This window comes from Paenibacillus sp. FSL R7-269, from assembly GCF_000517865.1.
Classification (GTDB): Bacteria; Bacillota; Bacilli; order Paenibacillales; family Paenibacillaceae; genus Paenibacillus_AQ.
Window position 1 is genome coordinate 40,899 of the sequence record NZ_ASPS01000147.1, and the last position, 12,911, is coordinate 53,809.

Below are 12,911 nucleotides of genomic sequence, written 5' to 3' on the forward strand. Positions count from 1 at the left end.
CATGCCAGTGCGTGCTAGATCAAATATATATATTGCGGCTGACAGAAGCTCTGTCTTGGCCGTATTTTATAATTTAACTACGTTCGCTGCCTGTGGGCCACGGTTACCGTCAGTAACATCGAATTCTACCGCTTGGCCTTCATCCAAAGTCTTGAATCCGTCGCCTTGAATCGATGAGAAATGAACGAATACATCTTCGCCGCCTTCAACTTGAAGGAAACCATAACCTTTTTCTGCGTTAAACCATTTTACTGTACCTTTCAAATGAACAACCTCCTAAAAATACCGCCATATATGGCGTATGCTTACATTATACTCTTTCTATACTTGTAAAGCAATCCATCTTTTCCCTGATTTCATGATTTAATTTGCTTTTCCCTTCTTCGGTGCGTTATCATTGACCCAAAAGCCAAAAATCGCCAGGGTGGTAATGATAATGATCAAAAAACATGAAATATACAAAACAGACAAGTGGAACATGATGACGGTGGAGGTTCAGGGACGTTATATTATCCTTCGTGAAATCTCCGACCAATGGGGGGAAGAAACACATACCTTCATGAGCCGTCCGGCTATGATGCAGTGGGTGAACAACCGCTTCAACAAAGAGTCTTACAAGGATAATGAAGAAGAGTACAAGAATATCATCGCAGCCTTCAAACAGGTGTAGTCCGGCATGAATAATGAGAGTCTTGTCACTTATGTCATTGTCGTCCTGTGTCTGGGTGCTGTACTGATTATGAGCAAGGACAAAATGCCCCCGCACATGAAGCGCGGGATGGCATTGACCGCAGTCATTATGATTGCGCTGGCTTTTGTCTTCATTATTTATAGCCTGCTCACATAACTTCATCTGTAAGCACACTTATTTAATAAACATGAATTGGCAGGGCATACTAAGCAGACTTTGAGAATCAGGAGGCTGCCGTCATGTCCGTTACCGCCAAATCACTCCCGCTCCTGCTTGCGCTCAGCCTGCTGCAAGGAAATCTGTCGTCAGCGCTCCCGCAGGCGGAGAGCAGCCCAGCCGCATCCCAACTACCGAGGAGGATTTCTATGGAACAATTACCTAAGAGAAGTGAAGTGCCCGCCGAGAACCGCTGGAAGCTTGAAGATATGTTTGCTTCAGAGGAGCAATGGGATGCCGAATATAAGGAAGTGAAGGCACTGATCACAAGCGCTGCCGCCTTCCAAGGGAAGCTGGATTCTCCCGATGCCTTGAAGAAATGCTTCGAGCTGGACGATAAGCTGTCCTTGCTGACTGAACGCCTCTATGTCTATGCACATATGCGCCAGGATGAGGATACAGCAGCTCCGAAGTACCAGGCTCTCTCCTCTAAGGCCAAGAAGCTTGGCGTTGAAGCGGGTGAAGCTCTTTCTTTTGTCACACCTGAGATTCTGGCCCTGCCTGACGCGACGCTGAACCAGTTCATCGCCGACCCTTCGCTCTCCGACTACACCTTCACCTTGACTGAAATGAAGCGCGAGAAGGCCCATGTCCTGTCCAAAGCGGAAGAAGCCCTGCTGGCTCAGGTTAGCACGATCGCCCAAGCCCCGCAAACTGTATTCAGCATGCTGAATAATGCGGATCTGAAGTTCCCGAAGGTTAAGAACAAAGAAGGCAAGGAAGTCGAGCTAACCCACGGAAGCTATATTCAATTTCTCGAAAGCCCAGACCGTGAGGTACGCAAAAACGCATTCAAAGCGGTCTATGAAACTTACGGCAAGCAAAAGAACACTATTGCCGCCACGCTGAGCGCAAATGTGAATAAGAATGTCTTTTACTCCCGTGCGCGCAAATACCCTTCCGTGCTGGAGATGTCGCTCTACGGCGACAATATTCCGAAGGAAGTCTACACGAATCTGATCGATACGATTCACGAGAGTCTGCCGCTGATGCACCGTTATATGAAGCTGCGCCAGAAGCTGCTCGGGGTAGATGAGCTACATATGTATGACTTGTTCGCTCCGCTCGTGGACGAATATAAGCTGGATATTACTTTTGACGAGGCTAAGAAGATTACCAAGGAAGGCCTGAAGCCGCTTGGCGAGGACTACCTGAGTGTTCTGCAGGAAGGCTATGACAAAGGCTGGATCGATGTCTACGAGAACGAGAACAAACGCTCCGGCGCATACAGCTGGGGGGCTTACGGCACCCATCCTTTCGTGCTGCTGAACCATAACGATAATCTGAACAGCATGTTCACACTGGCGCATGAGATGGGTCACGCCCTGCATTCCTACTATTCGGACACGGCGCTGAAATACCGGGACGCGCAGTACACTATTTTCCTGGCGGAGGTTGCTTCTACTACCAATGAGGCGCTGCTGATGGATTACCTGCTGAACAAATCCACAGACCCGAAGGAAAAAATGTACCTGCTTACCTATTATGCCGACCAGTTCCGCACGACGGTATTCCGGCAGACGATGTTCGCTGAATTTGAGAAAATCATTCACCAGCGCGCCGAAGAAGGCGAATCGCTCACACCGCAGGATCTCTCTTCCATCTACTACGATCTGAATGTAAAGTATTACGGCAAGGATATGGTGATCGATCAGGATATTGAGATGGAGTGGGCACGGATTCCGCATTTCTATAACAGCTTCTATGTCTATAAATATGCTACCGGCTTCTCGGCAGCGACGAGCTTCGCCAAACAGATCCTGGATGAAGGCAAACCGGCGGTTGACCGTTACCTCGGCTTCCTGAAGAGCGGCGGCAGCGATTATTCCATCAATATCCTGAGCAAAGCCGGGGTGGATATGTCGTCTCCTGAACCGATCCGTGAAGCCATGAGCGTATTTGAGAGCGTGATTGAGCAGATGGAGCAGTTGACCAAATGAGGCAGAAAGCTTAGTATTACAGTAATCCCTTGCCCTCTGCGGGCAGGGGATTTGTATTGTCATAGATCCTGAGGAGGAAGATATATGAAATTTCAATGGTCACTTATATTAGGTTTATTTTTTGCACTGCTGACAGCTGTATTCGCAGTAATGAATGTCGATACGGTTCCGGTGAATTTCGGCTTTGACGTGGTCAGCATCCCGCTAATTCTCGTCATCCTTGGCTGTGCGCTGATTGGCGGTGTGGTGGTGGGTTCGTACGGGATTTTCCGCCAGTATAAGCTGCAGAAGCAGATCAAGAGCCTGAATGCCGAGCTTGCCAAGCTGCGTGACGCGGGAAGTATTAATATGGAGCCTATCCCTGCTGAGAGTGCCCCTTTTACTCCAGAAGGATCATCCCAGCTGTAATTCATAGACGAATAGGAGGAACTATCCTTGCTTAACATCCAGCCCAATGAAGAATATATCCTGAATCTGCTCAAAAAACTGCTCGACACCCCAAGCCCCAGCGGCTTCACCGCCCAGGTGATGGCTCTGGTGGCCGAAGAAGCGGCAGCGCTGGGTATTCCGCTTACCTGGAATGAAAAAGGCGGCGCGATGCTGAGTGTACCCGGACTTGATCCTTCGCGCACGATCGGCATCAGCGCCCATGTGGATACGCTCGGTGCCATGGTCCGCTCCATTAAGTCTAATGGTACCCTCCGTTTAACCTCTGTAGGCGGATTCAGTATGAACAGCATTGAGAATGAATATTGCATCATCCATACCCGCAGCGGCTTAACTTATACCGGTACAATCCTGACCAGTCATCCATCTGTGCATGTATATGCTGATGCCCGTGATTTCAAGCGTGCGGAAGAGAACATGGAGATCCGGATTGATGAGCTGGTCTCCACCAAGGATGATGTGCTGAAGCTGGGGATTTCGGTTGGTGATTTTATTTCGTTCGATGCAAGGGCGGTGCTTACCCCCAGCGGATATATCAAATCCCGTCATTTGGACGACAAAGCCAGCGTAGCTGCCTTATTCGGGCTGCTGGAGAGCATCCGGCGCGAAGGCTGGAAGCCGCTTCATAACCTGTCCCTGCTCATCTCCAACTATGAAGAGGTTGGTCATGGTGCTGCCTGGATTCCGGGTGAGATCAATGAGATGATCGCTGTGGACATGGGCGCGATGGGCGATGACCTAAGCTGTAAGGAGACCGATGTCTCCATCTGTGCCAAGGACTCCTCCGGCCCTTATGACTATGCCATGACCAGCCGCATGATCGAGCTGGCGAACGGTCTGGCTATACCCTTCGCGGTCGATATCTATCCGCAATACGGCTCCGATGCCTCTGCTGCGCTGCGTGGCGGAAATAACATCCGGGCCGCACTGATTGGACCGGGCGTACACGCCTCCCACTCCATGGAACGTACCCACAAGCAAGCTGTGCTGAATACGGCGAAGCTGCTGGCGGCTTATGTTGGGGCGAACTGATAGGGCGGCGCAGTTAAGGATTCTGGCTATAGGAGCGCTGCTGATGCTAAGCGCGCTCCTCTTTGCTGTGTTCCCGCTTACAGGTACAAGTCAGCGCGAGGTCTTCTCGGGCCTTCCGCATAACTACACCTATCGGGAAGCTGCAGGTCCGGGCGGGGTTCAACTGCATATGCTATCGCTGAACCCGGAGGATGTGGTGCTACGGCGCGCTGGCTTACCGCTGCGTCAGATTGCCGCCTATGGGATCAATGGCGGCTTCTTTTACGGCGATGACCTGTTGTCCATCGCCATCATGAACGACCAGCCCGTGAACGATGAAGCCCGCAGCTACGGTTCTGGCTGGTTCAACGCGAAGTATGCGCGTGGAACGCTGGTCTGGGACGGTGCTGCGGGAGCCCTCAGCGTACAGGTCGCCGCCTCTGGCGATGACCTGGCGGTAAGCGATCGCGGGCATTACTGGGCGCAGGGCGGGATCAGCATGAACCTGCAGCAGGAAGAGCTGTGGGAGGCGGCTGCGACCGCAGAGCATTTGCCTTATGAGGGTGAGCGGCGCCTGCGCTCCGGGCTGGTCTATGACCAGTCCGGGAAGCTCTGGCTGCTCGTCACGAATTCGCTCTGCACGGCGGCGGAATTCCGCGCCGCCGTGCAGGAGACCGTCCCGGGCGAGGGACGTGAAGGAATCTTCCTCGACGGAGACGGCTCATCGCAGATGAACGCAGACGAGGCGGTACTGACCGGCGATTCACGGCCGGTCGTACAGATGATTGCGGTGGCAGGCGGCAAATAGCCATGGCAGGTCACGCTCTACAGCAGTAGCCGCTGGAGTGAGTCGCTAAAGTTGGACGGGGACAGCCACTCACCTATTCGCTTCACAGCCGAATTTTCTCAATCAAGGCGGCGTAAAGAACTAGGGGGACTAGTAGCTAATCAGATTTAAACATGTGAGAATTACTTTAACTAATGGCTTGCTGAGGGTTTACCTCGCCCCGATTAAGGTGCAAGAGGTAGGCTAAATTGTAATTTGTACAACTAAATCGCCGGAGGTGCCGCCGAATCTCTGTTTAGCTGTATTTGGTGCAATTAAAATACCTCTAGTTCTGGATTTTCACCAATCCGGACAAATTTAGTTGTACAGACTACAATTAGACGAGGAAGTCCACCCGTTTCACTGTTTTTAGTTGCACAGAATACACTTATCCCTGTTTTTTCGCTAAGAACGCAGCTTCACCCCTTACCGCATTTATGGAATGAAATCACTTATTTTAATCTGATTGTCTACTAAGATATACACTCACAGTACCCAAAAGGCAGCACCAGCTCATTTAGATAGCTGGTGCTGCCTTTTGGGTTGAGTATATTTGGTCCTACCAGACCGAAATGTTGCAACTATTGCAACCCAGTCGCATGAATTCTTGGACATTAGCATGGATTCCTGCATGAAATACAACAATTATCCTTTTAATCCGCTCTAGAATCGGGTGATGCTGCTTTTTGTACAACAATAGCGGATTAGCGCTTTGTTGACGATTGAGATGTTGCATTTTGGGCAGGATTTCCGCTTCCCCATCTGACTCTGCATCTCATTCTGGGCCGGCTCCGGCTCACCTTCCCCTATTCTCCGGTTAAGGCCATACCTGCTCCAGCTTGTCCGCATAATACTTAATAGCCTTGCGGTAATCCTGGATACCGGGATCATTGGATGTATCCGCAAGCAGGGTAAGCAGCAGTTCCATGGCTTCGGTGTGTGCACCGAGATTATGCAGCGTCATGGCTAGAAAAGCATTGAATTCCGCACGCTGCGGGAATTCAAGCGCACCCTGCTCCAGCAGCGTACGGGACTCTGTATACTGCCCCAGCGTCCGGTACGTGCTGCCCAGGCCCAGCATCGCGCCTGCCTTCTGCTCCGCATCTGGAAGCCCCAGGGCAAGACTCTGCTCGTAATAGGATACCGCCTCGCGTTCCAAGCCCAGCACATCATGCGTCCACGCCAGCTGATAATGCAGCTCGGCATTGCTCCCGTCTGCTGACAGCAGCTCTAGCAGCATGGTCCTTGCTTCTTCTGCCCGGCCAGAGGACCGGAGTTGCACGGCAGCATCTATCGAATGAGTCGCAGTCATTGGGTCACTGGCTCCTCTCTGAGCGTTACTACTTACCTACTCTTACCTACTCTAACCTACTTACCCGCGATCTTCTCCGCCAATTCATTCAGATACGTCCAGCGCTCCATCAGGCGCTCCAGCTCTGCCTCGGCCTGCCGCTGCTTCTCCACCAGCTCCTGGAGTCTGCCGGAGTCGGCAAAGGCCGCTTCCATCTGTGCCGAGAGGTCTGTCAGATGCTGCTCCGCCTGTTCAATGGCCTCGTCGATGCCCTCGTACTCGCGCTGCTCCTTGAAGGTGAATTTCAGCTTCTCGCGCGGCGCTGACCCGGCCTGTGCATTCCCGCCCTGCTCAGCAGCGGCACCAGCCCCGCTGGCGCTGCGGCCGGAGCCGCCTTCTGCCTTGCCGGAGTTCCAGCTGCCGGAAGGGACGTTCTTCGCCAGCCACTCTTCATATTCGCTATAGTCGCCGACATGCAGGCGGATTCCCCCATCCTCAAAGGCAATCAGCTTATCCACAGTACGGTCCAGGAAGTAGCGGTCATGCGATACGGTGAAGACTACACCAGGGAATTCATCAAGGTAATCCTCCAGCACAGCAAGTGTGCCGATATCCAGATCATTCGTCGGCTCATCGAGCAGCAGCACGTTCGGGGCTCCCATAAGGACACGCAGCAGGTAGAGCCGTCTTTTCTCGCCGCCGGATAGCTTAGAGATTGGCGTCCACTGCATCGCGGGCGGAAACAGGAAGCGCTCTAGCATTTGCCCGGCGGTGATGACACTACCGTCTGCGGTCTTGATGATCTCGGCTTCTTCCTTCACATACTCGATCGCCCGCAGGCTGAGATCCATGTCCTGATGCTCCTGGGTGAAATAGCCCAGCTTCACGGTCGTCCCAAGCTGTACCTCGCCGCTGTCTGGTGTAAGCTTACCGGCAATCAGGTTAAGCAGCGTAGACTTGCCGCTGCCGTTCTTGCCGACAATCCCCACGCGGTCCTGCGGCACAGCAATATAATTCAGATCCTTAATTAAGGTCCGGCCGTCCAGCGATTTGGTGAGATCCTGAATCTCAATGATTTTGCGGCCAAGTCTTGTAGAGGCTACGGAGATATCCATAGCTGACGCCGATGCGCCTCCCGTGCTCTCCTTGAGCTTCTCGAAGCGGTCGATCCGCGCCTTCTGCTTCGTGGAGCGGGCCTTAGCCCCGCGGCGAATCCAGGCCAGCTCGGTGCGCAGCAGATTCTTGCGCTTCTGCTCGGCCGAAGCCTCCCGTTCCTCACGGTCTGCCTTCAGCTCCAGGAACCGCGAATAGTTCGCTTCATACCGGTACAGATTCCCGCCGTCCAGCTCCAGCATTACACTGGCTACCCGTTCCAGGAAATAACGGTCATGCGTTACCATCAGCAGCGCCCCGCGCCGCTTCTGCAGATACTGCTCCAGCCAGGCTACGGAATCCGTGTCAATATGGTTGGTAGGCTCATCTAGAATCAGCAGCTCCGACGGCGTAATCAGCGCCGCAGCCAGCGCGACACGCTTGCGCTGTCCGCCGGACAGGCTCTCCATCCGGGCATCGAATTGGGTAATGCCCAGCTTCGTAAGGACCGTCTTAGCCTCACTCTCCAGCTGCCAAGTGCCGGCGGCGTCGATGGCCTGCCCAATCCGGACAAGCCTGCTCTCCAGCCCTGAATCTCCCGGATTCTGCTCCAGAAGAGACATAACCTCCATATATTCCCGCATCGTCGCAAGCTCCGGGTCTTCTCCGGCAAATACCTGCTGCAAGACCGTATTTCCAGGCTCATATGGCGGATTCTGTGCCAGGAACTGCACCCGCACATCATTGCCGATACTTATCTGCCCTGCATCTGCTGTATCGAGCCCGGCGATAATCTTCAGAAAGGTTGATTTTCCCGTGCCGTTGACGCCAATTACGCCTATCTTATCCCTGTCGTCCATGCCAAAGGAGGCATCACGGAACAGGGTTTTCTCCCCGTAGCTCTTGGAGAGGTGTTCCACCGTCATAATATTCATCAGTTGTCCTCGCTTGCCTTATATTTTGAAACCGGAATTGGCTGTATTCCCTTAGGATTCAGCTTCAGCAGGGAAGTCCCCCAGCGCCGAATCCAAGCTGCCCAGTGCCCCGGTGATAAAGAGCCTCGCCGCAAACTTTGCCCGCTTATCCGCATCTGCCTCGGCAAACTCAGGGTCGAACAGGATGTCCATCTTCAGACGGTCCAGAATCCCGATATACGACTGCGCCATCAGCTCGGGCTCGGTAGCCCCGCCTTCCAGCAGCACTTTCACCACAGCCTGCATATAGGCTTCCATGAACTGTGCCATATAAGCCACCAGCTCAGGGTTATTGTTAGGCGCACGGAAGAACAGCTTCGTATGCTGCTTGCGCTCATAGTAATAGAACAGATGATGCTCCGCAATAACGGAGAGCTTGTCTGTCAATGTGGAGCGGGTCCTCAGCTTGCCCTCAAGCTGCTCAAGGAAGCCATCGCAATCGCGGCGGGTAACCGCCATGAAGAGCTCCTCTTTGCTTTTAAAATATAAATAAACCGTACCCTTGGCAATGCCAGCACGTTCGGCCACTTCCGACATCTTCGTCTCATAAAAGCCGCCTGAACCGAAAAGCTCATAAGCGGCATCCAGAATAGCTGCATGTTTGTCTACGGATGCACTGCTCAACGGTTCACCTCCCAACCCATAAAATCCAGCATGTTACCGGATAACGCAACGGCAGGCTTAACCCTCAGGTCCGTCCTTATCCTATGTAACTTATATAACTGACCAGCAGCGCTACACCACCGCCTATTATAGAACTTACAGCATTTACAGTATCATTGTCCATCCAGCGCCAGCCCCGGGCGTATACCGTAGGCTTCCCGCAGTGCTTAGAGGCTTCGACCTCGCGGCCGCAGACCGTGCAGCGGTTCATCCGTTGCACAGTAGCACCCAAGAGCGAGTCGGCAAAAGCTCCCGCAAGCCCGCCCAGGAGTCCGGCCAGCACCAGCAGCCAGAAGGCATGGGGCGTCATGCCGGAGGCCGCCCGCAGCACCCAGGAGGCTGCGCCGATGAGCGCCCCTCCCGCCGCTGCAGCCAGCGTCCCGGGCAGGGATACGCCGCCGGAGGTGCCTGCCTGGAGCACCTTACCGGTCAGCACCGACCGGGGAGGCTTCCGGGCCAGCGTGCCGATCTCTGTCGCCCATGTATCCGAGGTCACGGTAGCCATCACCCCGATGAATAGGAAGCTCCAGAGCTCCAGCGGATAGATCGCGTTCAGTAGAACGGCCAGCATTCCGAGTCCGCCGTTGGCGAAGACCTGGCCCGCGTCGCGGCGTCCGGTTTTATCATACGTGGCCTCCAGCTCTGCCTTATTCTCATGATGCAGCTTCGACAGCAGCGTGGAGGAGATGAAGAACACGAGCAGGATACCGAACCAGAACAGATTCCCTGCACCGAAATAGATCGTCCCCATCACCACTGCCGCCACCATCCCTGAGAAGCTAAGCGACTGCTTCCAGTAGGCGGCCCCGGCAACCAGCAGCGCACCGCAGGCCCCGATCAGCCATTGCAGTAGTTCAAGTCCTGAGAACATCGCCTTAACCGATCAGGCAGGTGCCCATGAGGCGCTCGCCCCAGAACAGCTCGAACGAATCGCCCGCCACTACCGGACCTACCCCGGCGGGGGTTCCGGTGAAGATAATATCATCTTTGCCCAGACCGTAGCGGGCGGCGATGAAGTCAACGATTTTTTGCAGGGAAAAAATCATGTTCTTCACGTTCCCGCGCTGAACCTCAATTCCGTTCTTGCGGACGGTGAAGTCAGTGGCCTCCAGTTCCTCTTCCTCGGGCAATGCCATGTAAGGGGTCAGCGGAGCCGCGTTCTTGAAGCCCTTGGCAGCAGTCCACGGCAGACCCTTGCGCTGCAGATCATTATGCACATCACGGAGCGTGAAATCGAGGCCCAGCGCCATCACATCCACCAGCTCCTGCACACTCATCCCCGGCACGTAATCACGTGCAATTCGCAGCACCAGCTCACCCTCATAATGAATCAGTCCGGCGTCCTTGGGCAGATGGATGATCGCTTTATCCAGGGCCACAGCAGCATGAGACGGCTTCAGGAAGATCAGCGGCTCAGCAGGCACCTTGTTGCCCAGCTCCTCCGCATGTAATTGATAGTTACGTCCTACACAGTATACATTATTGATCGCACTGCTCATTGTTCCTTCAGCTCTCTTCCTCTATGAATTGGTGTGCTTACAGCTGCCTGATCAAGCCTTCAAAAAGAGTTCGCCCCAAATATCCGGACGGTTGGTACAGATCATAATATCGGAATGAATCTCCGACAGACGGCGCATTTCCTTGCCCTTGTTCAAGGTCCAGGCCATCACCTGCACCCCGCGTTCAATCAGGGATTTGGCCAGAACCGGGCTAAGCCGGTCGAAGCTTATAGATAAGAAGGAACAGCCCAGCTCATCTAGCTTACCCCCAGGATCACCGGATCTGGAGTCATAGATAAGCCCCGTATGAAACCTCGCGTCCAATTCCTTGATCCGCCGCAATACACTGGCATCGAACGAGGTCAGCACCACTTCCTCGCGCATTCCTCTGGCATTCACCAGATCAATGACCGCCTGTGCAAGACCGGGATACATCTCCCCCACCGTCTTCAGTTCAATATTCAGCCGCAGCCGGCCTGACGCCAGAGCAAGCACCTCTTCCAGTGAAGGCACCCGCTCTCCGCGAAAAGCACGCCCCCTCCAGCCCCCCGCATCCAGCCGCCGCATGTGTTCATACTCCATATTCTTCACCTTGCCGTGTCCGTTGGTCGTGCGGTCCAGGGAATAATCATGGATGACTACAGGCACCCCGTCCTTCGTCAGCTGCACATCAATCTCTATCCAGCGTACATAAGGCAACGCAATCGCCATCCGTACGGCAGCCAGTGTATTCTCAGGCGCTTTACCGGAAAAACCGCGGTGGGCTACACACATATTCTTCATCATTATAAGCACCTCCGGCTATTTCACCGCTTGGGTCACAGTGCCGTCATTGCGGACCTTGATCAGGCCGGAAGAAATAGACTGTATTCTGTGCAGCAGTAGCTGCCCGTCGGCATCATTCATCGGCACCGGCTGCGCCAGCTCGGCATCCATCGGCTTCAGCTTAAGAGCGCATTGCCCCTGCTTGCTGCATTCCGCCTGGAATACCGCCGTCTCCCAAGTAGCCGGGATAGAACCGCGTGTGAAAATAAAGTTGCCTGTGCTGTAGGCGATCCATTTGCCTTTATATGGTTCAATTCCCTGTAGCACATGCGGATGGCCGCCCATCACAAGATCCGCTCCGGCATCAATGAAGCTATGCCCGAGCACCTGCTGGGTCTTGTCATACTGCTCCATCCGCTCCCGTCCCCAATGGACGACGACAACGACGACATCGGCCTTTTGCTTGGCTGCGGTAATCGCCTTGAGCGCTTCCGCACTGTCATACACCGAGGCAAGGCCAGGCTTGCCCGCTTCCGCCTTCCATTCAATCACCGGCATCACCCGTGTGAAGCCCAGCAGGGCAATCTTAATTCCATTACGCTCAAAATACTGTGCCGAATAGGCCTCCTGGCTATTCCGCCCTGCCCCCACGTGAGGGATTCCGCGTTCGCCCAGATGCTTCAGGGTGTCCAGCAGACCTTCCTCCCCCTGATCCAGCGTGTGGTTGTTAGCCAGATTGACGGCATCCACACCGGCGGCCTTGAGCGCATCCAGTGCTTTCGGCGGGCCCTTGAATACAAACTGCTTGTTCTTGGCCCCGACCCCGCGTGCAGTAATCGGAGTTTCCAGATTGACTACCGTGAGGTCATCCTTCTTGAACATTCCATCCAGCGCGCTGTAGGAATAATCGTAGCCCTTCTGCTCCAGCAGCGCGCCTGCTTTTCCGCTGAAGATGATATCTCCGGCAAAGCTCAGCTTCACCGTCCCGCCGGAGGTGTTCTCCGGCAAGCCTGCGACCCGCCCGCTGCTGCTTCCCGTTGTGGCCTTCGGCGCATCCGTAGGGGTTGCCTGATCCGCTGGTCTAGGGGTAGGAGCTGCCGTAATGGTTGCCGCCGTAGCCGTAGGTTCTGGAGAAGCCTCCGGTGTCTCCTCCGGAGCAAGTCCAGCAGTAGCTGTAGCCACTGTCCCAGGCGGTTCCTCTGTAGGGACGGCTTCCGTAGGGGCAGCCGCCGTTGCTGCTTCTTCCGGCGAAGGCGAGGTAACGAGCGCCGCTGGCGGAGCAGCAGAGCCCTGCGGGTCCTTGTCGTCCATGAATGAATAAGCGAGCGCAGCGGTAATCATCAGCAGCAACGCCACATTGACCCAAGCCCATATCCTTCTGCGCCGCCGCCTGCTATGTTGTCTCTTGCCTTGTCTATTGCCTGATCTCGGCGGATACATGAGTGCAAGTAATCTCCTTTACCCTTAAAGTGTTTCTATTATAGCATATCTATCAG

The 12,911-nt window shown here is 54.3% G+C and carries 14 protein-coding genes; 6 read left to right on the forward strand and 8 right to left on the reverse strand.

Annotated elements, in window-relative coordinates; all coding sequences use genetic code 11:
- Positions 1–66 precede the first annotated feature (66 nt).
- Positions 67–264, reverse strand: a complete 198-nt coding sequence (locus C162_RS33135; protein ID WP_036702223.1) for a cold shock domain-containing protein — start codon at positions 262–264, stop codon at positions 67–69.
- A gap of 172 nt (positions 265–436) precedes the next feature.
- Between C162_RS33135 and C162_RS33140 the strand changes: the two genes are divergently transcribed.
- The 6 genes from C162_RS33140 (at position 437) to C162_RS33165 (ending at position 5,113) form a co-directional block, all read left to right on the forward strand.
- Positions 437–670, forward strand: a complete 234-nt coding sequence (locus tag C162_RS33140; RefSeq protein ID WP_036702226.1) for a hypothetical protein — start codon at positions 437–439, stop codon at positions 668–670.
- A 6-nt stretch (positions 671–676) separates the two neighbouring features.
- On the forward strand, positions 677–847 hold the full coding sequence (locus C162_RS36770) for a hypothetical protein (RefSeq protein WP_036702227.1): 171 nt from the start codon (positions 677–679) through the stop codon (positions 845–847).
- 209 nt (positions 848–1,056) lie between these two features.
- Complete coding sequence (pepF, locus tag C162_RS33150) at positions 1,057–2,847, forward strand: oligoendopeptidase F (protein WP_036702374.1); 1,791 nt, start codon at positions 1,057–1,059, stop codon at positions 2,845–2,847.
- An 84-nt stretch (positions 2,848–2,931) separates the two neighbouring features.
- Entirely contained in the window at positions 2,932–3,255 is a 324-nt protein-coding gene (locus C162_RS33155; RefSeq protein ID WP_051494120.1) for a LapA family protein, read from the forward strand.
- A gap of 27 nt (positions 3,256–3,282) precedes the next feature.
- A complete protein-coding gene (locus C162_RS33160) occupies positions 3,283–4,326 on the forward strand; it encodes a M42 family metallopeptidase (RefSeq protein ID WP_036702228.1) in 1,044 nt (347 codons plus the stop codon).
- Positions 4,327–4,369: 43 nt separating this feature from the next.
- Positions 4,370–5,113 (forward strand): hypothetical protein, encoded by a 744-nt coding sequence (locus C162_RS33165; RefSeq protein ID WP_235218604.1) that lies wholly within the window; start codon positions 4,370–4,372, stop codon positions 5,111–5,113.
- A gap of 835 nt (positions 5,114–5,948) precedes the next feature.
- Here the strand turns inward: C162_RS33165 and C162_RS33170 are convergent.
- The 7 genes from C162_RS33170 to C162_RS33200 form a co-directional block, all read right to left on the reverse strand.
- Entirely contained in the window at positions 5,949–6,443 is a 495-nt protein-coding gene (locus C162_RS33170) for a tetratricopeptide repeat protein (RefSeq protein ID WP_036702231.1), read from the reverse strand.
- Positions 6,444–6,499: 56 nt separating this feature from the next.
- Entirely contained in the window at positions 6,500–8,449 is a 1,950-nt protein-coding gene (locus tag C162_RS33175) for an ABC-F family ATP-binding cassette domain-containing protein (protein ID WP_036702233.1), read from the reverse strand.
- 51 nt (positions 8,450–8,500) lie between these two features.
- Complete coding sequence (locus C162_RS33180) at positions 8,501–9,112, reverse strand: TetR/AcrR family transcriptional regulator (protein ID WP_036702235.1); 612 nt, start codon at positions 9,110–9,112, stop codon at positions 8,501–8,503.
- Between the two features lie 76 nt (positions 9,113–9,188).
- Entirely contained in the window at positions 9,189–10,001 is an 813-nt protein-coding gene (locus C162_RS33185) for a DUF92 domain-containing protein (protein ID WP_036702378.1), read from the reverse strand.
- 25 nt (positions 10,002–10,026) lie between these two features.
- Entirely contained in the window at positions 10,027–10,650 is a 624-nt protein-coding gene (locus tag C162_RS33190; RefSeq protein WP_036702237.1) for a fumarylacetoacetate hydrolase family protein, read from the reverse strand.
- A gap of 51 nt (positions 10,651–10,701) precedes the next feature.
- Positions 10,702–11,433 (reverse strand): glycerophosphodiester phosphodiesterase, encoded by a 732-nt coding sequence (locus C162_RS33195; protein WP_036702380.1) that lies wholly within the window; start codon positions 11,431–11,433, stop codon positions 10,702–10,704.
- An 18-nt stretch (positions 11,434–11,451) separates the two neighbouring features.
- A complete protein-coding gene (locus tag C162_RS33200; protein ID WP_036702238.1) occupies positions 11,452–12,855 on the reverse strand; it encodes a CapA family protein in 1,404 nt (467 codons plus the stop codon).
- Positions 12,856–12,911: the final 56 nt, after the last annotated feature.

Excerpts from the sequence above, each read along its gene's own strand:
- C162_RS33140 (WP_036702226.1), top strand. The coding sequence starts at position 437 with ATGATCAAAAAACATGAAATATACAAAACAGACAAGTGGAACATGATG.
- C162_RS36770 (WP_036702227.1), top strand. The coding sequence starts at position 677 with ATGAATAATGAGAGTCTTGTCACTTATGTCATTGTCGTCCTGTGTCTG.
- pepF (WP_036702374.1), top strand. The coding sequence starts at position 1,057 with ATGGAACAATTACCTAAGAGAAGTGAAGTGCCCGCCGAGAACCGCTGG.
- C162_RS33155 (WP_051494120.1), top strand. The coding sequence starts at position 2,932 with ATGAAATTTCAATGGTCACTTATATTAGGTTTATTTTTTGCACTGCTG.
- C162_RS33165 (WP_235218604.1), top strand. The coding sequence starts at position 4,370 with ATGCTAAGCGCGCTCCTCTTTGCTGTGTTCCCGCTTACAGGTACAAGT.
- C162_RS33170 (WP_036702231.1), bottom strand. The coding sequence starts at position 6,443 with ATGACTGCGACTCATTCGATAGATGCTGCCGTGCAACTCCGGTCCTCT.
- C162_RS33175 (WP_036702233.1), bottom strand. The coding sequence starts at position 8,449 with ATGAATATTATGACGGTGGAACACCTCTCCAAGAGCTACGGGGAGAAA.
- C162_RS33190 (WP_036702237.1), bottom strand. The coding sequence starts at position 10,650 with ATGAGCAGTGCGATCAATAATGTATACTGTGTAGGACGTAACTATCAA.
- C162_RS33195 (WP_036702380.1), bottom strand. The coding sequence starts at position 11,433 with ATGAAGAATATGTGTGTAGCCCACCGCGGTTTTTCCGGTAAAGCGCCT.
- C162_RS33200 (WP_036702238.1), bottom strand. The coding sequence starts at position 12,855 with ATGTATCCGCCGAGATCAGGCAATAGACAAGGCAAGAGACAACATAGC.